The following is a 21,084-nucleotide window of genomic DNA, read 5'->3' as shown; positions in this document are numbered from 1 at the left end:
CCGTACGGTAAAAGAGGCGCACTTGTCCGTTCCCGAAGAACCCCTCGAACTGATTTCGCTGCCGGTCGCTCACGTGCGGGCGTGGGGCGAATCCGTGGTCGTCTTTGATCAGCGCTGTGGCGAGACACACGTGCTGCAACCGCCCCTCACCGAGCTCTTCCAGGCCCTGCAAGAGGGGCCGATGACGCCGACGGCCCTGTTCGAGTACCTTGAACAGCGTTACGAAGCCGCCGAGGGGGAGCTGGAGGATGCGATGCAGGCCGGCCTGAGTCAGTTGCGGGAGCATCACCTGATCTGTGATCCGGCGGACTCGCGGGACGCGTGACAGCCCCAGAAGACCTGCGCGCGGGGCTGCGCGGCGCCGGGGTGGCCCTTCAGGTGGGCCCGTTCGTGGTCCGGCTGCGTTCGCGGCTGGACCGGGTCGAACGCGCGCTGGCCCTGTTCTACGACCGGCAGTTGCTGCCGCCGGAACAGGCGGCGTTTGCCGATTTTCACATCACGCTCGCACGGGCCTCCGGTCTGCACTGGCTCTGGCGCCCGCAGGCGCGATTCTTCCTCGACGGTCGATCACCGTTTCGCCCCCTCCCGCTGGCCCACGCCTACCCGCTGTTCGAGTGGGGACTGAACTGGTGCATTGCCCAGCACGCCCACGACTTCCTGATGATCCACGCGGCGGTGCTGGAACGTAACGGTCGGGCGCTGGTGATGCCGGGCGAGCCGGGGGCGGGGAAGAGCACGCTGACCGCCGCGCTGACCCTGTCCGGCTGGCGCCTGCTGTCGGACGAATTCGCCCTGCTTTCCCTGACGGACGGGCAGCTGGTGGCCCTGCCGCGCCCGGTCAGCCTGAAGAATGCAGCCATTGACCTGATCCGCGAGCGCTACCCGCAGGCGGTCATCGGGCCCGCCTCGCATGACACCAGCAAGGGGACCGTGGCGCATCTGAGACCGCCGGATGCGAGTATTCAGAAGATGCACGACCCGGCGCGACCGGCCTGGCTGGTCTTCCCGCGTTTTGCCGCGGGGGGCCGTGACCACCTTGCGCCGCTGGACCGGGCCGTGGCCCTGCAGCGGCTGGTCGGGTCGTCGTTCAACTACAGCGTGGTGGGGGCCGCGGGCTTCGAGGCCGCGGCCGACCTGATCGAGCAGAGTGCGTGCCTCGAGCTCGAGTACGCAGATCTGGATGCCACCCTGGGGCTGCTGAACGACCTGACCGCGGGGGGCGCGTGACATCCTCCGCGCTGACGCAACTGCTCGCGGTCCTGGGCGCTCCGAAGTCGGCCGGGCGGCTTTCGCTGGCGGACTGGGACCTGCTGGTGCGGGTGGCGCGGGTGGCCTCCCTGGAAGGGCGGCTGCATGCATTGATCGAGGAGGCCGGGACACTGCCCGAGGTGCCACCGGCGCCGCGACGGCACCTGCACGCGGCCCGGGTCCTGGCGGACCGTCAGCACGCCATGGTCCGCTGGGAGGTGGCGCGGATCCACGAGGCCCTGGCGCCCGAGGCGATCCCGATGATGCTGCTCAAGGGCGCTGCCTATGTCATGGCGGGCTTGCCCTGCGCCCCGGGGCGTCAGTTCTCCGATGTCGACATCCTCGTCCCGCAGGCGCGGATTGAGCAGGCGGAGCAGCACCTGTTTGTCCAGGGTTGGGTCTGCGAGGGCTACGATGCCTATGACCAGCGGTACTACCGCCAGTGGATGCACGAACTGCCGCCGCTCACGCATATCCAGCGCAAGAGCGTGCTGGACGTGCACCACACCATCCTGCCGCCGACCGCGCGGCTGCATCCCGACCCGGATCTTCTGTGGCAGGCGGCGCTGCCGCTCGACGACTATCCGGGTGTGTATATCCCGGCTCCGGTGGACATGGTCCTGCACAGCGCGACGCACCTGTTCCACGACGGCGAGCTGGAGAACGGGCTGCGGGACCTGGCCGATCTGGATGCGCTGCTGCGGTACTTTGTGGCCGAGGATCCGGGTTTCTGGGAGCGGCTGACGGCGCGCGCCTTCGAGATGGATCTGGCACGCCCGCTCTTCTACGCCCTGCGCTATGGCCGCGAATTCCTGCAGACCCCCGTGCCCGATTCGGCCTTCGCGGCCTTGGCCCGCGCGCGCCCGTCGGCGCCTCTGCGTGGGCTGATGGACGGGCTGTTCCGTCGCGGCCTGATACCCCATCACTGGAGCTGCGATGGCGTCGGGTCCGGCGCCGCGCGCTGGCTGTTGTACGTGCGTTCCCACTACCTGCGCATGCCGCTCCACCTGCTCCTGCCTCATCTGGTGCGCAAGGCGGTCAAGGACCAGCGCAAGGGGAAGCGGGAACGGCCCGAACCCTGAGGGAGACGCTGATTGAATCGCACGTCCGCGTTGGTGCCCCCTGTTTTCCGAGACAAGGCGCGTCGTGCAGCGGGTAGTGGTTCTACCCGCCCGTTTTGGATGGATTCGGGGCGCAACGCAGGATCGGGCCATATTCATTCAGAATCAGGGGGGCACCAACCCCACAAGCCATTGAGAGCAGGGGCTCGGCCGCCCGTTGTTGATCAAAAACGGGCGCGGGAACGGCGTTGCGGTTCCCTTGTGCAGAATGACTGCACGGCAGTCACCGCGCCTTGTTCGCACGCAAAAGCGACTCGAGCGCGGACGTGCGATTCAATCAGCGTCTCCCTGAGGTCCGCGCGCTCCCGAACCCGCAGCTCGACCGCCGCCCGTCTACCCGACCAGCGGGCCCTTACGCGGTGGCTGGGTCTCCATCCAGGCCCAGAGTGGCGAGGGGTGCCAGGAGCAGCTCGGCGCGAAACAGGACGCGTGGGCCGGCCACCAGGCCGAGGCAGCGGTAGCGCTGCTGTGCCATCCCGGAGCCGGCCAGGCCGCGATCCGAGGTGTCCACGTGTTCGGCCGGGCTCACCAGCATATGCAGGGCATCGGCGCTGCGCAGGGCGCGCGCCAGACGCTGGTCGACGCTGATGTGATGCGCGGTATAGATCATGGGGTCGCGATAGAAATCGTGGCCATCGGCATGGGCCTTCTCCAGCAGCGCGCAGGAGATCAGGGATGCCGGAAACATGTCGGGAAAGTTGACCCGGTCCTCCAGCTCGTCGAAGTAGTCCGCCTGGCGCACGAGCGAACCCGACAGCAGATTCTTCGCGTTGCTGTTGGTCATGAACTTGCGCTTGTGGAACCACCCGTTGTCCGGCAGTTCGCGGCGGTCCTCGAACCGGTCGAGGTCGAACCCCGCGGGCAGGGGCAGTGCCGCGTCCGGCAGCGCGCGGGGGGTGGCCGTGTCGCGCACGTGTCCCAGCAGCACCAGACCGCCGGATGTGCGCATCGCGATGCGGTTCGACAGTTGCGGCCGTCCCGCCTCGTCCATGCGCCGGTTCGTGGGCTTGACCACGGTGGTCAGGGCCTCGTCCGGGCGCAGGGCCCCGGCAAAGGTGAACTGGTAGTTCCGGAATGGCCGTTCGCGGATGTTCCCGCTGTCGCCCTCCGCCTGGCGTACCTGCGTGATCAGGGCCTCGGCGAGGCATTCCAGTTGAAAGCCCAGCACAATCGGGCCGCCAAACGGGTTGCCGCGGATCCGCATCCACTTGTCGCCGTCATGGAACGGATTGAAGTCATCGGTGGCGTTGCGCGCCACGTCGATGTGGATCTGACGAAAGACGCGGGGGGCGTCGAGAGGGGGCGCGGCCATGGGCGTGCGTTCTACCGGGCAGGGCCTGCCGTGACGTGTGCGGGCGTCGATGGGTTACTCCCGGGCGTTTGCCAGCAGCGGACGAATCCGGTCCGCTGGCACCGCGTAGCTGATCCCGCTGGGGTGGCCGACCGCCGCCTCGCGTCCGCCCTGGACGAAGACCTGATTGATCACGCCGACGACTTCGCCGCTGTCGATCCGGTAGACGGGGCTCCCGCTGTTGCCGGGGTAGGCGGTGGCATCCAGCTGAAACACCATGGGTGCGCCGGCCCGCAGTTGCCGGATGCGCGCCTCGCTCAGTTCGCTCGAGCGCCGGGCGGTGATCGCCATGGGGGTGCGCGCCGCCACGCTCGCGCGATGGGTCGCGGGATAGGTGCCCAGGACCATGCCGATCGGGAAGCCGGTAAAGGCCAGTTGTTCGCCTTCCCGCACGGCATCGGAGGATCCCAGCTGCAGGGGTGGCAGCGGGGGCCCGGCAATCCGCAGCAGGGCCAGGTCGTCGTCCGCCGAATGGGCCACCAGTTCCGCGCTGTGGATGGAGGTGTCACGGCCTTCGCCGCTGACCACCACGAGTTGTTCGCGGTTCTCGTGATCCAGGGACGTCGGGATCACATGGTGATTGGTGACGATCAGACTACCGTCGCCAACCGCAAAGCCGGTGGCGAGGTAATGGGCCCGGGGGCTGCGCGCGGGCTGGTGGGTGGCGATGCTGACCACCGAGGGTTTGACGCGCTCGATGGTGTCGGGCAGCGCATCGGCCGCGGCCGGGGGCTGGACGACCAGAAGGGCCAGAAGACTGGCCGCGGCCAGGGCCTTCAGCGTCCGCCATTTGCGCGGGCGGGTGCATGGCGCAGAGGCCGGTGACAAGAGGCCGGATCGCGTGCTCGTCGTATTGTTCATGGGCCACCCCCGCCGGTTGATGGTCCAAGTCTAGGCCAGGCGTCTCCGATCGTGGTGGCAGTGCGTTAGGTGACGCGGGTAGTGGCCGGCGGAGGCGTTAAGCCGAATGTTCAGTTGAAGACGATGGTCTTGTTGCCGTGGGTGAGGACGCGGCCTTCGAGGTGGTAGCGCAGGCCGCGGGCGAGGACCCATCGTTCGACGTCGCGGCCCTTGCGGATCAGGTCCTGCACGCCGTCGTCATGGCGGATGCGGGTGACGTCCTGTTCGATGATCGGGCCGGCGTCGAGGTCCTCGGTGACGTAGTGGCAGGTCGCACCGATCAGCTTAACGCCGCGGGCGAAGGCCTGGTGGTAGGGCCGTGCGCCGACGAACGACGGCAGGAAGCTGTGGTGGATGTTCAGGATGCGTTCGGGGTATTCGTCGCACAGCGCGGGCGGCAGGATCTGCATGTAGCGCGCCAGTACGATGGCGTCGGGCGCGAGTTCGGCGAGTCGCGCCTGCAGGGTAGCGAAGGCGGTCTCGCGGTCCTCGCGCGGCACGGGGATGTGCTCGAACGGGATGCCGTAGCACCGGGCCAGCGGCTCCAGGTCACGATGGTTGGAGAGGATCGCCGGGATCTCCATCGGCAGTTCGCCGTTGCTCCAGCGGGCCAGCAGGTCGCTGAGGCAGTGCGGCTCGCGCGAGACCATCAGGACCACACGTGGTCGCGTTTCGGCGCCCGCCAGCCACCAGTCCATGCCGAGATCGAGGGCCAGCTCGTCCAGGCGTTCGCGCAGGGCGGGCTCGGCATCGACGGGCAGCGAGAATACCCAGCGCATGAAGAACCAGCCGGCCTCGGCATCGGTGTGTTGTGCGGCCTCGGTGATCCAGCCATCGGTGTTGGCGATCGCGTTGGCGATGCGCGCAACAATTCCGTGCTGGTCCGGGCAGCGAATACTCAGCCGAAAACGCGGTCGATCATCCATGTCCTTTATGTGTCCCGGATAAGGTCAAGGGCGGGTTTTACCACGAAGCTCACGAAGGCACGAAGAAGGGCAAGGTCAAAGGCAGTTGCACCACAGAGTGCACGGAGGACACGGAGAAAGACGACAAAGGCTTATAAGGGCAGGAAGCGATTCGCTACGCTCATCGGAATCCTGCCTGCCACAAAACCATTCCCAGTTTTCTCTGTGTCCTCCGTGATCTCTGTGGTTAATCCGCCCTTGCCCTTCTTCGTGCCTTCGTGTCCTTCGTGGTGAACACAAAGCGGCGCCAGGAAAGACGGGGCCTGTCAGGCGGATTCGCGGCGCAGGCCGGAGGGGATGGAGAAGGTGATGGTCTCTTCGCGGCCGGCGAGTTCGGAGACGGTATCGACGCCGTGCCCGCGCAGGAAGTCGAGCACCTCGTTGACCAGGACCTCCGGGGCCGAGGCGCCGGCGGTGACGCCGATGCGGCTCTTGCCCTCCAGCCAGGCGGGGTCGATGTCGGCGGCACCGTCCACCAGGTAGGAGGCTACGCCCATGCGGGCGCCGATCTCGCTCAGGCGGTTGGAGTTCGAGCTGTTCTTCGAGCCGACCACCAGCAGCAGGTCGCACTGCTTCGCCAGGTCCTTCACCGCATCCTGACGGTTCTGGGTGGCGTAGCAGATGTCCATCTTGCGCGGGCCCTCGATCTTCGGGAAGCGCGCGGTAAGGGCATCGATGATGCCGGCGGTGTCGTCCATCGACAGCGTGGTCTGGGAGACGAAGGCCAGACGGTCCGGGTTCGCAACCTCCAGATTCTCGACGTCCGCGATGGTCTCGACCAGCATCATGCAGCCGCCCCGGGAGTCGTCGAACTGGCCCATGGTGCCCTCGACCTCGGGGTGCCCGGCGTGGCCGATCAGTACGACCTCGCGACCCTCGCGGGCGTAGCGCGCCACCTCCAGATGGACCTTGGTGACCAGCGGGCAGGTGGCATCGAACACGGTCAGGCCGCGATCCTCGGCCTCCTGCTGCACGCGGCGCGGCACGCCGTGCGCGGAGAAGATCACCACCTGGCCGTCGGGCACTTCGCTCAGTTCCTCGACGAAGCGCACGCCCGCATCCGTCAGGCGGCCGACCACGTGGCGGTTGTGCACCACCTCGTGGCGCACGTACAGCGGCGCGCCGTAGATCTCCAGGGCGCGTTCCACGATCTCGATGGCGCGTTCCACCCCGGCGCAGAAACCGCGCGGATTGGCGAGCTGGGCCTGGATACTCATGGTGTTCTCCTGCGGTCGGCCGCGACCTATTGTGGCTCCCGTACGGATACCACATCCACCTCGAAGGTGAAGTGTTGCCCCGCCAGCGGGTGGTTGAAATCCACCGTCACGGTGTCGTCCTCCACCGCTTCGATGCGGCCGGGCACGGCCTCGCCGGAGGGGCTGTTGAACTCGTAGATGTAGTCCACTTCCAGCGGCAGGTCATCCGGGAACTGCGAGCGCGGCATGCGTTGCACCGCCGCCTGATCCCGGAACGGGAACATGACGCCGGCCTCGATCGCAAATTCCCGGTGGTCGCCGGCCTCCAGCCCGACCAGCAGATCCTCCAGGCCGGGCAGGATCTCGCCGGAGCCGATCTCCAGGGTAATGGGTTCGTCGCCGGTCCCGTCCACTACAAAGCCGTTTTCGAGGATCAGGCGATAGTGCATCTCGATGTGCGCGCCCTTGGTGGCCGTGGTCATACGTGCTCCCGTGTTCAGTGCTTGTCTTCGGAATGGCTGTGGTCACCCTCGATGAAGGTCGCCACGATCAGCGTGATCGCCCCCACCACGATGGCCATGTCCGCCACGTTGAAGGCCGGCCAGTGATAGCCCGCCCAGTGAAAGTCGAGAAAATCCACCACCGCGCCGTAGCGCACGCGGTCGATCAGGTTGCCCACGGCCCCGCCCAGTACCAGGCCCAGGGCCGTCACCGACCACCACGCCCGGCGCGGCAGGCGGGCCAGCCAGCCGATGATCAGCAGCCCGATCACCACGGCGATGCCGGTCAGCAGCCAGCGGCCCCAGTCCCCGGCGCCGGCCAGGAAACTGAAGGCCGCACCGGGGTTGTAGACCAGCGACAGATTGAAGAAGCTCGTCACCTCGACCGGGGCGAACAGCGTCAGCGCGTGTTCCGCCCAGATCTTGGTGACCTGGTCCGCGACCACGATCGCGGCCGCGATCAGCAGCCCCGGGCCCAGACCGGAACCCCGCAGTTGCATCAGGCGAAGTGCCGGGTCTCGCCCGGGCCTTCCACGTTGCTGACGCAGCGCCCGCACAGTTCCGGGTGTTGCGCGTGCTCGCCGACATCCGGACGGCGGTGCCAGCAGCGCACGCACTTGGGCTGTTCGCTCTTGTGCACCACCACGCCCAGCGCTGTCCCGTCTGTCAGTTCGGCGGTATGCGCGCCTTCCGGGGCGGCGCCCTCGGCCAGACGGGCCTCGGAGGTGATCAACACGAAGCGCAGCTCGTCGCCCAGGCGCTCCAGCAGCGCGCGCGTCGCGGAGTCGGCCGGCAGATGCAGGTCGATCTCGGCATTCAGCGAGGCGCCGATGCCCTGTTCGTTGCGCGCCAGTTCCAGCGCGCGGGCGACGTGGGTGCGCACCTCCAGGATGCGGTCCCAGTCACCGTCGGAGAACGTCGCGTCCTCCGGCAGCGGGGCCAGTCCCTCGTACCAGGTGGCGAACAGCACGCTGTCCGGCCGCTCGCCGGGCAGCAGCTCCCAGATCTCTTCGGCGGTAAAGGTCAGGATCGGAGCCACCCAGCGGGTCAGGGCCTCGGCCACGTGGTACAGCGCGGTCTGCGCCGAGCGCCGGGCGTGCGAATCCGCCTGCGTGGTGTACTGGCGATCCTTGATCACGTCCAGGTAGAAGCTGCCCAGCTCCACCGAGCAGAAGTTGTGTACCCGCTGGTAGATCTGGTGGAACAGGTAGTCGTCATAGGCCTTGGTGACCTGGCCCTGTACCTGCAGCGCGCGGGCGACGATCCAGCGATCCAGCGGCAGCAGCTCGTCCAGCGGCAGGGCGTGCTCGGCCGGTTCGAACCCGTTGAGGTTGCCCAGCAGGAAGCGCGTGGTGTTGCGGATGCGGCGGTAGGCATCGGCGGTGCGATCGAGGATGTCCTTGGAGATCGCCATCTCGCCGGAGAAGTCGGTGGCCGCGACCCACAGGCGCAGGATATCCGCGCCCAGGGTGGAGACGACCTCCTGCGGCGCGACCACGTTGCCGCGCGACTTGGACATCTTCTCGCCCTTCTCGTCCACGGTGAAGCCATGGGTCAGCACCGCCTTGTACGGCGCCGCGCCGCGCATGGCCACGCTGGTCAGCAGGCTGGACTGGAACCAGCCGCGGTGCTGGTCCGAGCCTTCCAGGAACAGGTCCACCGGCAGTCCGCCCAGTTCCGGGCGCTTCTCCACCACCGTGGAGTGCAGCACGCCGGAGTCGAACCAGACGTCGAGGGTGTCGTTCAGCTTCACGTAGTCGTCGGCCTTGTCGCCCAGCAACTCCTTCGGGTCCAGCTGGAACCAGGCTTCGATGCCGTCCTGCTCGATGCGCTGCGCGACCGCCTCGACCAGCTCCGCGGTGTGCGGGTGCAGGCGGTTGGTTTCCTTGTGCACGAAGAACGGGATCGGCACGCCCCAGTTGCGCTGGCGCGAGATGCACCAGTCCGGACGGTTGACCACCATGCCGTGGATGCGGGCCTGGCCCCAGCTCGGCATCCACCGGGTGTCGGCGATCGCCTTGATTGCATCCGCGCGCAGCTCGGCGCGCTCCATGCTGATGAACCACTGCGGGGTCGCGCGGAAGATGATCGGTGTCTTGTGGCGCCAGCAGTGCGGGTAGCTGTGCTCGAACTTCACCGCCACGATCAGCGCGCCGTGTTCCTTCAGTACGTCGATCACATGGCCGTTGGCCTGATGCACGTTCTCGCCGGCGAAATGCGGGGTGTCCGGCAGGAAGCGCCCGTCCGGGCCCACCGGGTTTTCCACCGGCAGGCTGTACTGCAACCCGACCGCGTAGTCCTCCTGGCCGTGGCCGGGGGCGGTGTGCACCGCGCCGGTACCGGTCTCGGTGGTCACGTGGTCGCCCAGGATCAGCGGGACTTCGCGGTCCAGGAACGGGTGGCGCAGCATCAGGCCTTCCAGCGCCTGGCCCTTGGCGCGGGCGACGATCCGGCCCTCGCCCAGCGAATAGCGGGCCAGGCAGTCCTCGACCAGGTCCTCCGCCAGCAGGATGCGCTCGTGCTCCAGCTCCACCAGGGCGTAGTTCAGCTCCGGGTGCAGGGCGACCGCCTGGTTGGCCGGCAGGGTCCACGGTGTGGTGGTCCAGATGACCACGCTGATCGGGCCGCGCGAGCCGTCGATGCCGTCGAAGCGGCGCAGGAAGTCGATGTCGTCGACCACGCGGAAGCGCACGTCGATCGCCTGCGAGATCTTGTCCTCGTACTCGACCTCGGCCTCGGCCAGGGCCGAGCCGCAGTCCACGCACCAGTGCACCGGCTTCTCGCCCATCTGCACGTGGCCGCGCCTGAAGATCGTGCCCAGCGCGCGAACGGTATCGGCCTCCACCTGGTAGTTCATGGTCAGGTAGGGGTGGTTCCAGTCGCCCAGTACGCCCAGGCGCTGGAAGTCCGCACTCTGGCCGTCCACCTGTTCCTGGGCGTATTCGCGGCAGGCCTTGCGGAAGGTCGCGGCATCCACGTCGCGCCCGGCCTTGCCCAGGTTCTGTTCCACCTTCAGCTCGATCGGCAGGCCGTGGCAGTCCCAGCCCGGCACGTAGGGCGCATCAAAGCCGGCCAGGGTGCGGCTTTTCACGATCACGTCCTTGAGGATCTTGTTGACCGCGTGGCCGACATGGATCGAGCCGTTGGCGTAGGGCGGGCCGTCCGCCAGCACGAAGCGCGGCCGCCCGGCACAGTGCTCGCGCAGGCGCTGGTAGCGGTCCTCGGCCTTCCAGGCCTCCAGCCATTCGGGCTCCCGCGTCGCCAGGCCGGCGCGCATGGGGAAGGCCGTCTCGGGCAGGTTGAGGGTGTCCTTGTAGGGATTCGGCGGTGCCGGTTTGCGTGCCATGAGCGAGTTCCGGATCGGCCCTGCGGGCCGGTTTCAGTCGAGTTCGGAGAGTTGCATGCGGGCCGTGTCGACGTCGCGCGCGATCTGTGCGCGCAGCGCCTCCAGGCCCTCGAAGCGTTGTTCGCCGCGCACCTGCGCGACCGGCTCGAAGCACACGGCCTCGCCGTACAGGTCGGGCTGGCCCTCGAGCACGTGGGCCTCCAGGCGCTGTTCGGTGCCGTCCACGGTCGGGCGCCAGCCGATATTGGCGACCGCCGGCAGGGACTCGCCGGAGGCGCGTCGCAGCCAGCCGGAGTACACCCCGCGCAGCGCCAGCGGCCAGGGCCCCAGGCGCAGGTTCGCGGTGGGGAAGCCGATGGTGCGCCCGCGCTTCTCGCCATGCGCGACCCGACCGTGCAGGCGGTAGGGCCGGCCGAGCAGCTCGGTCACCCGGGCGAAGTCCCCGGCGACGGCCGCGGCGCGCACCCGCGTGCTGCTGATACGGCCCTCGGCGTCCCGCACCGTCGGGGTGGACTCCACAGTGAAACCGAGGCGTCGGCCGGCGGTCTGCAGCGCGGCCTGGTCGCCCTCGCGGCCGCGTCCGAAGCGGAAGTCGTCCCCGACCAGGACGTGCCGCGCCCCCAGCCGCTGGTGCAGGACCTCCTCCATGAAGGCGTTCGCCGACAGCCCGGCCAGGTGCGCGTCGAAGCGCAGGATCCAGGCGGCATCCAGGGCGCTGTCGCCCAGGGTGACCAGGCGGTCGCGCAGCCGCTGCAGGCGCCCGGGCGGAGCCGGGGCCTGGGTCCGCGCGCCAAAGTACTCGCGCGGCAGCGGTTCGAAGGTCATCAGGAGCGCCGGCGCCTGGCGATCCTGCGCCGCCTCGAGCAGGCGCCCCAGAACAGCCTGATGACCACGATGGAGACCATCAAAGTTGCCAATGGTCACCACCGCGCCGTGCAGGCCGGCCGCCTCGAACGCCTTGCTGTCGGCCGGCCCCAGGCCGCGAATCAGCCGCATCGCCCCGATCCCGCGCAAAACCGCGAGTATAACCCGCCGGGGCCACCCCGGGCATCATTGATCCGCGCCTTCCGTGGACTCGCGCAGCAACAGGTGACGCGGGCGCAGCCCGGCCAGCCACAGCGTGGCGGCGAGCGTGGCGGTCCCGGCCAGAATCAGACCCGCGAGCGCCATAAGGCGTGTATCGATGGACCACTCGGTCCACTGGCCGAACTCGGGCGAGAGCCAGGCCAGCACGCCGATCATCGCGGCCAGGCCCAGCGGCAGCCCGAGCCGCAGCCGGCGCAGGCCCGGGCCCGGCTGGTAGATGCCCTCGCGGATCAGCCCGCGATAGAGCAGCCCGGCGTTGATGTAGGCGGAGGCCGAGGTGGCGAGCGCCAGCCCGGCATGCGCCCCCGGCATACCGGAGAGATACCACGGCAGCACGAAGGCCCCGTTCAGCACCATGTTCCAGAGCATGGCGATGATCGCGATCTTGACCGGGGTCTTCGTGTCCTGGCGGGCGAAGAAGCCGGGTGCCAGGACCTTGATCAGGATGAACCCGGGCAGGCCCAGGGCGTAGGCGGCCAGCGCCATCGCGGTCATGTAGGTGTCGAACTGGGTGAAGGCCTGGTACTGGATCAGCGTGGCCAGGATCGGCACCGCCAGCACCACCAGTCCGACCATGGACGGCAGCGCCACCAGCATCGCCAGGCGCAGGGCCCAGTCCAGCGTACGGCCGAACGCGGCCGGGTCGGCCTGGTTGTACTGGCGCGCCAGGCGCGGAAGGATCACCGTGCCGATGGCGATCCCGAACAGCGCCAGCGGCAGCTCCACGAAGCGGTCGCCGAAGTACAGCCAGGAGATCGACCCTGCGACCAGAAACGAGGCGATCAGGGTGTCCACCAGCAGGTTGATCTGCACCACCGAGGTCCCGAGGATCGCCGGCAGCATCAGCTTCACGATCCGGCGAACCCCCTCGTGGGCGCGCCGGAAGCGGGGGCGGGGCAGCAGTCCCGCGCGCCACAGGAACGGGATCTGGAAGGCGAGTTGCAGGGCCCCGGCGATGAACACGCCCCAGGCCAGGGCCATGATCGGTTCTTCGAACATCGGCGCCAGCCACAGCGCCGCGCCGATCAGCGCCAGATTCAGGAACACCGGGGTGAAGGCGGGCACCGCGAAACGCCCGATGCTGTTGAGGATGCCGGCCGCCATCGCGGTCAGCGAGATGAACAGCAGGTACGGGAAGGTGATCCGCAGCATGGTGGCGGCCAGATCCTCGCGCCCGGCCTCCTGGGTGCCCAGGCCCGGGGCGAATACCCAGATCAGCGCCGGTGCCGCCAGGACCCCGATCAGGGTCACCACGGTCACCACGGTCATCAGGGTGCCGGCGGTGTGATCCAGCAGATCGCGCAGGGCTTCGCGCCCGCGCTTCTCGCGAAACTCGGCGAACACCGGCACGAAGGCCTGGTTGAAGGCGCCCTCGGCGAACAGCCGGCGCAGGAAGTTGGGGATGCGAAAGGCGACGAAGAAGGCGTCGGTCGCGGGGCCGGCGCCGAAGGTGACCGCCAGCACCATGTCGCGCAGATAGCCCATGATCCGGGAGATCATGGTCATGCCACTGACAACGGCGGTGGAGCGGAACAGGCGGTTCATCGCGTGCGGGCGGCCGACGGGAAAGCCCCGCAGTGTACTTGAATCACCCGCACCGGACTGCTGCCTTCGCCACGAAGCCCGCGACGAAAGACCAGGTGAAAAGCGATTTCACCACGAAGGGCACGAAGGCACGAAGAAAGGCAAGGTCAAGGGCGCTTGCACCACGGAGGGCACAGAGGGCACGGAGAAAAACAGGGTTGGTTTGGTGGAAGGGGATGTGGATGAGCGCAGCGAATCGCATCAATCCCAACGGACGGCCCGGCATCGATACATTTCGCATCGCTCACCGCATCCTGCCGCCTCCGGGCCGGTATCCGCCTCAAGTCTTTGCAGCTTTCTCCGTGGTCTCTGTGTGCTCTGTGGTGAAAATGCCTTTGCCCTTCTTCGTGCCTTCGTGTGCTTCGTGGTGAATACAGGTGGTGAGATCAGAATGCCGGGCACGAAAAAGGCCGCCCGGAGGCGGCCTTCTTGGACGGTCCAGTGAAGGAGCCGTCAGCCATGGGAGTGGCGCCTTAGATGGCGGTCACTTCGCCGGCGGCGAGGCCCTTGGCGGTTTCCTGGATCTCAAAGGAGACCTTCTGGCCTTCGGCCAGGGTCTTGAAACCCGAACCGTTGATCGCGGAGAAATGGACGAACACGTCCTTGCCGCCATCATCGGGGGTGATGAAACCGAAACCCTTGCTCTCGTTGAACCACTTCACAACACCAGTATTCACAACTTGTAACCTCTTCATGTAACTAACAAATGTGTTCGCGGCATGCTGCCAACAGATCAACGGGAGCACTGGTTCAGAAACTAGAAACTTCCTAGTGTTGCCGCTCAACCACGAATCACGTCTCCGACTATACGCCGCATCCCCGGCGAAATCCAACGCCCCTCCATGAACTTTTTTTGGCGCTGCAGCGCCGATTTTCCGCACGCCGGTGGGGCAGCCGCGGCTCCACGAGGCAGGGCCAGGTCAAAAGCGGATTGACCACGAAGCTCACGAAGGCACGAAGAAGGGCAAAGGCATTTTCACCACAGAGAGCACGGAGGACACGGAGAAAGGCGGGGGCGGTTTTGTAGCGGGTGGGATGCAGATGGGCGCAGCGAAACGCATCGATCCCGTGGAGCGGCCCGCCCCCGATGCGTTTCGCTGCGCTCAACACCTCCTGCCCCCCGGGGAATCTGTCGCTTTCCTCCGTGTCCTCCGTGGCCTCTGTGGTGCGATTGCCCTTGACCTTGCCCTTCTTCGTGCCTTCGTGAGCTTCGTGGTGACAAAAAGGGGCGACAGATCAGAGCTGGCGGATGTCGACGAAGCTGCCGCGGGTGGTCTGGTGCAGGCGGGGCAGGACGTCGAGGATGGCGCGGGCGGCGTCCTCGGGGTTGGGCATGTCGCGGGTGCCGCGCGCGGCTTTCAGGCGCTGGAGGACCGGAAAGCTCTCGCGGTCGGCCTCGTCGCACAGGTAGTCCTGCATCGCAGTATCCACCAGGCCCGGGGCGAAGGCGTTGATCGCCGTCTCTTCCGGGAATTCGTGGGCGTAGAGCTGCATCATCATGTTCAGCGCCGCCTTGGAGAGCGAGTAGCCGCTCCAGCCGGCATGTCCGGAGACCGAGGCGCCGGAGGAGATGGCGATGATCTGGCCGACCCGCACGCGGTGCTTCAGCAGCGCGTCGAGGATCACCTTGTTGGCGAAGGTGTTCACGTCCATCAGCAGGCGCAGCTCGTCCATCGGCGCGTCCTGCATGCGCTGCATGTGGCCCAGCAGTCCCGCGTTGAGCACCACCAGGTCCAGCGAGTCCACGCCCTGCAGCAGGCGTTCCATCGCGGCCCCGGTGGCGGTGAAGTCGCCGAGGTCCACCCGCTCGTCACCGCTGACCCCGGCCTCGGGGCAGCCGCGACGGCTCATGCCATAGACGTTTGCGCCCTGTTCCAGCAGTACCCGGGTCAGCCCCAGGCCCAGCCCGCTGGAGTTGCCGGTCACGAGCGCCGAACCAAAACGGCCGTCCTGCATATCGCTCTCCTTCAAGGTTTCGAATGTGCGGATTGTCTACCACGAAGCGCACGAAGGCACGAAGAAGGGCCAGGTCAAGAGCATTTGCACAGGAAGATGGGAAGACCGGAAGAGGGATATCGGATGAAGCGCGAGTGCTATGCCGGACTTCTCGGATGTGCCTCGGCCGCCCATCCAGTACCCACCAAAATCCTTCCAGACTTCCCGTCTTCCTGTGAACCGCCCTTGCCCTTCTTCGTGCCTTCGTGTGCTTCGTGGTGGATTAAGAAGGTCTACCCCGGCGTACGGGCGCGTTCGCGCCAATCGCGTTCGAGGTCGGCGGCCGGCATCGGGCGGCCGAGCAGGAAGCCCTGGACCTCGTCGCAGCCCATCTCGCGCAGGAATCGGTGCTGCGCTTCGGTCTCCACGCCCTCGGCCAGCACCCGCAGCTTGAGGGTCTTGCCCAGGCCGATGATGGCGCGGGTGATGGCCTCGTCGTCCGGGTCGTTGCCGATGCCCCAGGTGAACTCGCGGTCGATCTTCAGCGTGGTCAGCGGCAGCCGCCGCAGGTAGCGCAGGGATGATTGTCCGGTGCCAAAGTCGTCGATCGCCACCGACACCCCGAGGTGCACCAGGCGCTGGAGCATGGCCGCGGCCGCGTCGATGTCCTCGACCAGGACACTCTCGGTGACCTCCACCTCCAGGCGCTCGGGGGCGAGCCCGGCTGCCTGAAGCGTCTCGAGGATGCGCTCGGGCAGGTTGGGGTCGGCGAACTGGCGCGCAGAGAGATTGATCGCCAGGCGTAGCGCCGGCAGGCCCTTGCGGTCCCATTCCACCAGTTGTTGCGTGGCGGTGCGCAGCACCCAGTCGCCGATCGGCACGATCAGCCCGGTCTGTTCCGCCAGCGGGATGAAATCCGCCGGCGAGATCATCCCGCGCTCCGGGTGGCGCCAGCGGATCAGGGCCTCGATGCCGACCGTGTCACCCCGATTCAGGCCGGTCTGCGGCTGATAGTGGAGCTCGAACTCGCTCTGGCGCAGCGCGGTGCGCAGCCCCTGCTCCAGTTCCAGTTGCTCGCGCGCCTGGGTGTTCAGCCTCTGCGTGTAGAAGCGACAGGTGTTGCCGCCGGCGTTCTTGGCATCGTGCAGGGCGCTGGTGGCATGGCGCAGCAGGTCGTCCTTGCCCCGTGCATCCTGCGGGAACAGGCTGACGCCGGCACTGATCGTCGCCACATGCTGGCCATCCCCCAGGGCGAACGGCTCGGCGCAGTGTTGCAGGATGGCCTGCGTGCGATCACGGGCCTCGGCCGGGTCCGCGATCGCGGTCAGGACCAGGGCGAATTCGTCCGCGGCCAGTCGTGCGAGGGTATCGCGTGGCTGCAACTGATGCTGCAGCCGTTGTGCGAGTGCGTTCAGCAGGGCGTCCCCGGTGTCGTGTCCCAGGGTGCTGTTGATCGAGGTGAAGCGGTCGATGTCCAGCAGCAGTACCGCCAGTGGTTCCCCCTGGCGCTCGGCCTCGTCGAGGGTGGCGCGCAGGCGGGTGCGCAGCCCGGTCCGGTTGGGGAGGCCGGTCAGGGCGTCGAAGTTGACCAGCTTGAACAGGGCCTGTTCGGTCTTCTCGCGTTCGGTCAGGTCCTGATGGATACCGAGGATGCGGGTGGGCGTCTCCTCTGCGCGTTCGCCTTCGGCCAGCATGTAGCGCTCTTCGCCGTGGGGCAGCAGCAGGCGATGCCGGATGGAGAAGCGGTGGGTCTGGCCGTTGGCCAGGCGCAGCAGGGCGAATGCCAGCGCGGCGCGATCATCCGGATGGGTGGCCTCCACCAGGGCCTCGCGGGTCAGGGTGCGGGGCTGGTCGCCATGTCCGAAGAGTTTGCTTGCCTCGGGCGAGAGGTGGATCTCGTCGGTCTCCAGGTCCAGGTCCCAGTGGCCGATGCGGGCCACACGCTGTGCGGCCAGCAGGCGTTGATGGCTGTCCTGCAGGGCCTGCTCGGCGCGCATGCGTTCCTGCACCTGATGGGTCAGCAGATCGATAGCCTCGCGCAGGTGTTCGGCCTGCTCCGGTGTGTCGTCCGGTCGGTCCGCGCGCTGTTCGCGCAGGACCGCGAACTGCAGCGGCTCTTGGGCGTGCTGGCAGGTCCCGATGTCGATTAGGGCGGGACGGGGCCGGCCGTCCTCGCGGACCAGGTCCACCGGGTCGCGCCGCGGGATCCAGCCCTCTGCCCGGGTCGCCTCGCGCAGCCGCTCGTGCAGGTCGAAGGCCGGGTCTCGCGGCGTGATCAGGCGGGCCAGGTTGCGGCCGTCCAGGCTGCAGGCGGTGGTGCCGAACAGGCGTTCCGCCGCCGGGTTGGCGTAGCGTACGGTGCCGTCGGCCGTGACGAAGAGGATCGCCTCGCTCAGCGCGTTCACCAGATCAAGCGGGGCGGGGCTTTGACGGGTCTCCAGGGCGTAGGTCATGGCGTATCGCCGGATTCGCGCTGGGCGTCGGGGTCCTCTTGCCAGCGGTAGTCCGCCTCGACCCGGTTGCCGCTGCCGTGATAGCGCACCTGCTCGCACAGCTGCCGCACCAGGGTCAGTCCGCGCCCCCACAGGCGCTGGTCGCCGCGACCCTCCAGGGCCTCCTGGATCCGCTGGTGGTCGAAGCCCGGTCCGCTGTCGCGCACGCGGATGCGGATGCAGTGCTGACCATCCAGCGGGCGGTAACTCAGGGAGAGGGCGATCCGGCCGCGGATGTCGCTCAGGGCCGCGGCGCGCTGGTGATAGTACTGCTCGAAGCCCTCCACCGTGGCCTTCATGCCGGAGTCCAGCCGCAGGACGCCGTGTTCGAAGGCGTTGTTGCACAGCTCCGCAATCACGGTCTGCAGGGCTTCGGCATGGCCCCCTCCCAGGTTCGGCAGCCATTCGAGCAGCTGGCTGCGCGCTGCGCCGACCAGGTCGACTTCGGCGAGGCGCTGGTCGCTGGCCTCCAGGGACCAGCGCAGCGTGCCCCGAAGCTCGTGGCTCTGCGGTCGTTCGCTCTCGGTGACCACGCCCGGGCTGCAGTCGATGGTCACCAGAGTCATGTCGTCGGCCGGCGTCTGGTCGCCACAGTGGGTATCCAGTGCCTCGCGGATGCGCTCGAAGGCGGTCCCGGCCGATTCGCCGGCCTGGCAGTGGCGAAGGATTGCGTCCTCGCCAAAGGCCGTTCCGGCGATATCGGTGGCTTCGAGGACGCCGTCGCTGACCAGCGTCAGCCAGTCGCCGTCGTCGAGTTCGTAGCTGCGTGCCCCGGTGTCGAGGTCCAGCCGGGCGAGGATGCCCAAGGGCATGGCCCGGGACTGGATACGCCGGACTCGGTCCTGGCGGGTATTGCACAGCCAGGCGTCCGGCATACCGCCATTCCACAGGCGTACCCGGCGGCCGTCGGCGGAGAAGGTGGCGAGCAGGGCCCCCATGAACATCGCCGGCGGCAGGAAATCATGCAGCACATGGTTCAGCTCGTGCAGCAGCTCCTGGTCGTCCACGCCGGCCTCGGTCAGGGTGTGGAAGGTCTCGCTGACCGGGTAGGCGCCGATCGCCGCGCTCAGGCCGTGGCCGGTGAAGTCGCCCACCAGCACGCGCAGGGCCCCGTCGGGCCTGTAGTCGGACAGCACCACGTCGCCGCTGAAGGTGGAGGCCGCGCAGCGATGCAGCTGCAGTCGGTCCAGCCCGCGGTTGCGGCGGGTGATGGCGCGCGAGAACAGGGTCTCGGCGGTTTCCTCTTCCCAGGCCTGGCGTGCTTGGGCGCGGAGCAGGGCGGCGTTGCGGCTTTGCAGACCGGTGTGCAGATCGCGCAGGCGTTCCATCGCGTGGATCTTGGCTTTCAGGACTGCGAGGTTCAGCGGCTTGGTGAGGAAGTCGTCACCGCCCGATTCGATCGCCCGCAGCAGGGCGTTTTCGTCGTCCAGCGCGGTCAGGAAGATCACCGGGATGAAGTGCGCGCCCATCTCCGCCTTGATCCGGGACGTCGCCTGGTAGCCGTCCATCTCCGGCATCATCACGTCCATCAGGATCAGGTCGGGGGCCTGCTCCCGGCAGGCCTGCACGGCTGCCCGGCCATCCGCGGCCTCGCGCACGTCGTAGCCGGCTCCCTGCAGCATCATGCGCAGCAGCCGCCGGTTGTGGGGGTCGTCGTCGGCGACCAGTACCCGGCCTTCGCCGGAGATCAGGTCACCGGGCGGGGTCGAGCGCGGCTCGGGGGCGGTGTCGTCCACGGGGCCGGTTACTGGATGCGGAACAGGCGGCCGAAATTGGCGATGTCCAGTACCTTGCGCACGCCCTCCGAGGCACCGGTGATGCTGACGTCGGAGAACTCGCCACCGGCGTGTTCGCGCAGCAGGAGCAGCATGCCGAGTGCGGAGCTGTCCATGTACTCGGTATGGGCGAGGTCGACGATGTAGCGCACGCCGGTCCCGCCGGTGTCGCGGTAGGCGGCGCGGAAATCCTGGTGCTGCTCGAAGTCGAACCGGCCCTTGACCCGGATGCGGACTTCCTTGCCGTCGTCGGAGGTGTACTGCTCGATGCTCATATGCGGTTCCTGGCGCTGTGGCGGGCTTCATGCCCGGTGAAAGTTGGATGCGCGGCCCCGGGGTTCGCGATCGGGTACGCGGGGGTTCGACGGAAAAACCTCAGAACAATTCCACCTCGCCGGTGCCCATGTCCTGCTGGTCCACCGCGCGGTGATAGGTCTCCTGGCGGCGTTCGCGCCATTCGCGCACGCGGGTGGCCATGGCCCGCGCATCCTCGGTGGAGCGGGCCTCGTGCAGGATGCTTCGCAGCTCCTGCAGATGTGCCACGGCCTCCTCCGCGGTGCCCAGTGACTGGCGGGCGATGTCCTCGAACTGCAGCGAGCGCACCGCAGTCGCGACCGCCTGGTTCATGCGCTCGCTCAGCTCGGCCTCCTCGCGGATGCGGGCCTCTACCTCGTCGGTGGCCCGCTGTGCATAGCGAAGCAACCGGGTCATGCGTTCCTTCTCGCCCATGCTCTTGCTCATGTCGCGCGAGGCCATGTCGTGCACGGTCCCGTGGACCTTGTTGATCGATTCGCGGGCCTGGTCGATCTGTGCACGGATGTCGTCGTGGAAGTTCGCCGAGCGCTGGGACAGCGAGCGCACCTCGTCGGCGACCACCGAGAAGCCACGCCCGGCCTCGCCGGCCCGCGCCGCTTCGATGCTGGCGTTGAGCGCCAGCAGGTTGGTCTGCCCGGCGATCGCGCCGGCGCTGTCCAGCAGCTTGAACACCCCGTCCATGTGCTGGCTCATGTCCTCCATGTGGTGGGCGCTCTCCACGCTCTGGCGGCTGATCTGCACCAGGGTGTCGATGAACATCTGCAGGGTCTCGTCGGACTTGCGGGTGAGTTCGGTGATGACCTCGGCATGGGTCATCGCCTGATCGTCGCCGTCTTCCTGGGCAAGGTCGCTGGTCATCAGTTCCATCTGGCGGCCGGCGATCTGGTGCATCTCGTTGAAGCTGGTGCCCAGTTCCTGCACGGCCTCGGCGATCAGCCCGCGCTGGCGGCCGATCTCCGCCTCCAGCTGGTCCAGCTCGAAGCGCATCGCCTGGTCCAGCGCGTCGGACAGCTCGCCGCCGCCGGTGGGCTGGTTCGTCGTCGCGGTCTCGCCGGATGCGGCCGGAGGGGTCGGCCCGCGCAGGTGCGTGCCCGCGGCGAGCAGGGCAGCCACACCGGCCAGGGCTGCGGCCCCCAGGGCGACCCAGCCGGCCCCATCCAATGTGGCCAGGACTGCCCCGACCAAGAGCAGGGCGGTAAGGACGAGCGCCAGCGCCTTCTGGGTGGTGTCACGGGTCAGCCATTGCATACGGTGGTCCATTCCGGTGCTC

The 21,084-nt window shown here is 67.9% G+C and carries 18 protein-coding genes; 3 read left to right on the top strand and 15 right to left on the bottom strand.

Annotated features, from left to right (window positions below; translation table 11 throughout):
• Window positions 1-22 precede the first annotated feature (22 nt).
• Genes H609_RS0102570 through H609_RS0102560 form a run of 3 tightly spaced genes read left to right on the top strand, consistent with a single transcriptional unit; the run spans window position 23 to window position 2,330 of the window.
• Window positions 23-325 carry an HPr-rel-A system PqqD family peptide chaperone gene (locus H609_RS0102570; RefSeq protein WP_018876663.1) on the top strand — a complete coding sequence of 101 codons (303 nt, stop codon included), beginning with the start codon at window positions 23-25 and terminating at the stop codon, window positions 323-325.
• On the top strand, window positions 322-1,227 hold the full coding sequence (locus H609_RS0102565) for an HprK-related kinase A (RefSeq protein WP_018876662.1): 906 nt from the start codon (window positions 322-324) through the stop codon (window positions 1,225-1,227). Before H609_RS0102570 ends, H609_RS0102565 begins: the two co-directional genes overlap by 4 nt.
• Window positions 1,224-2,330, top strand: a complete 1,107-nt coding sequence (locus H609_RS0102560) for a nucleotidyltransferase family protein (protein WP_028484237.1) — start codon at window positions 1,224-1,226, stop codon at window positions 2,328-2,330. The genes H609_RS0102565 and H609_RS0102560 overlap by 4 nt, the downstream gene beginning before the upstream one ends.
• A 391-nt stretch (window positions 2,331-2,721) precedes the next feature.
• On the opposite strand, the gene H609_RS0102555 is transcribed toward H609_RS0102560, so the two are convergent.
• The 15 genes from H609_RS0102555 to H609_RS0102480 all read right to left on the bottom strand — a co-directional run bounded on the left by H609_RS0102555 (window position 2,722) and on the right by H609_RS0102480 (window position 21,074).
• Window positions 2,722-3,681, bottom strand: coding sequence for a hypothetical protein (locus H609_RS0102555; protein ID WP_028484236.1), 960 nt, complete (start codon window positions 3,679-3,681; stop codon window positions 2,722-2,724).
• A gap of 54 nt (window positions 3,682-3,735) precedes the next feature.
• Window positions 3,736-4,581 carry a S1C family serine protease gene (locus tag H609_RS0102550; protein WP_038028714.1) on the bottom strand — a complete coding sequence of 282 codons (846 nt, stop codon included), beginning with the start codon at window positions 4,579-4,581 and terminating at the stop codon, window positions 3,736-3,738.
• A gap of 110 nt (window positions 4,582-4,691) precedes the next feature.
• A complete protein-coding gene (gene purU, locus H609_RS0102545) occupies window positions 4,692-5,546 on the bottom strand; it encodes a formyltetrahydrofolate deformylase (RefSeq protein WP_018878433.1) in 855 nt (284 codons plus the stop codon).
• A gap of 305 nt (window positions 5,547-5,851) precedes the next feature.
• Window positions 5,852-6,802, bottom strand: coding sequence for a 4-hydroxy-3-methylbut-2-enyl diphosphate reductase (gene ispH, locus H609_RS0102540; RefSeq protein ID WP_018866652.1), 951 nt, complete (start codon window positions 6,800-6,802; stop codon window positions 5,852-5,854).
• Window positions 6,803-6,828: 26 nt separating this feature from the next.
• A complete protein-coding gene (locus tag H609_RS0102535) occupies window positions 6,829-7,263 on the bottom strand; it encodes a peptidylprolyl isomerase (protein WP_018876657.1) in 435 nt (144 codons plus the stop codon).
• 14 nt (window positions 7,264-7,277) lie between these two features.
• Entirely contained in the window at window positions 7,278-7,781 is a 504-nt protein-coding gene (lspA, locus tag H609_RS0102530) for a signal peptidase II (RefSeq protein ID WP_018876656.1), read from the bottom strand.
• On the bottom strand, window positions 7,781-10,627 hold the full coding sequence (ileS, locus tag H609_RS0102525; protein WP_028484235.1) for an isoleucine--tRNA ligase: 2,847 nt from the start codon (window positions 10,625-10,627) through the stop codon (window positions 7,781-7,783). The genes lspA and ileS overlap by 1 nt, the downstream gene beginning before the upstream one ends.
• Before the next feature lie 33 nt (window positions 10,628-10,660).
• Window positions 10,661-11,623 (bottom strand): bifunctional riboflavin kinase/FAD synthetase, encoded by a 963-nt coding sequence (locus H609_RS0102520; RefSeq protein ID WP_018878435.1) that lies wholly within the window; start codon window positions 11,621-11,623, stop codon window positions 10,661-10,663.
• Between the two features lie 54 nt (window positions 11,624-11,677).
• Window positions 11,678-13,258, bottom strand: coding sequence for a murein biosynthesis integral membrane protein MurJ (murJ, locus tag H609_RS0102515; protein ID WP_018878436.1), 1,581 nt, complete (start codon window positions 13,256-13,258; stop codon window positions 11,678-11,680).
• Window positions 13,259-13,770: 512 nt separating this feature from the next.
• On the bottom strand, window positions 13,771-13,992 hold the full coding sequence (locus H609_RS0102505) for a cold-shock protein (RefSeq protein WP_196794002.1): 222 nt from the start codon (window positions 13,990-13,992) through the stop codon (window positions 13,771-13,773).
• A 541-nt stretch (window positions 13,993-14,533) separates the two neighbouring features.
• Window positions 14,534-15,253: an SDR family NAD(P)-dependent oxidoreductase gene (locus tag H609_RS0102500; protein ID WP_018881048.1), complete on the bottom strand. Its 720-nt coding sequence runs from the start codon at window positions 15,251-15,253 to the stop codon at window positions 14,534-14,536.
• Window positions 15,254-15,525: 272 nt separating this feature from the next.
• Window positions 15,526-17,685, bottom strand: coding sequence for a bifunctional diguanylate cyclase/phosphodiesterase (locus H609_RS0102495; protein WP_028484234.1), 2,160 nt, complete (start codon window positions 17,683-17,685; stop codon window positions 15,526-15,528).
• Window positions 17,682-19,460, bottom strand: a complete 1,779-nt coding sequence (locus tag H609_RS0102490; protein ID WP_028484233.1) for a SpoIIE family protein phosphatase — start codon at window positions 19,458-19,460, stop codon at window positions 17,682-17,684. Before H609_RS0102490 ends, H609_RS0102495 begins: the two co-directional genes overlap by 4 nt.
• An 8-nt stretch (window positions 19,461-19,468) precedes the next feature.
• The gene (locus H609_RS0102485; protein WP_018866661.1) at window positions 19,469-19,774 is read right to left on the bottom strand and encodes an STAS domain-containing protein; all 306 of its coding nucleotides are present in this window, start codon (window positions 19,772-19,774) and stop codon (window positions 19,469-19,471) included.
• A gap of 100 nt (window positions 19,775-19,874) precedes the next feature.
• Window positions 19,875-21,074, bottom strand: a complete 1,200-nt coding sequence (locus tag H609_RS0102480; RefSeq protein WP_028484232.1) for a methyl-accepting chemotaxis protein — start codon at window positions 21,072-21,074, stop codon at window positions 19,875-19,877.
• Window positions 21,075-21,084 lie beyond the last annotated feature (10 nt).

The sequence above is a fragment of the Thioalkalivibrio sp. ALE17 genome (genome assembly GCF_000425605.1).
Lineage (GTDB): Bacteria > Pseudomonadota > Gammaproteobacteria > Ectothiorhodospirales > Ectothiorhodospiraceae > Thioalkalivibrio.
Note: the sequence above shows the minus strand (reverse complement) of the source record. Positions and strands in the feature narration are given on the sequence as shown.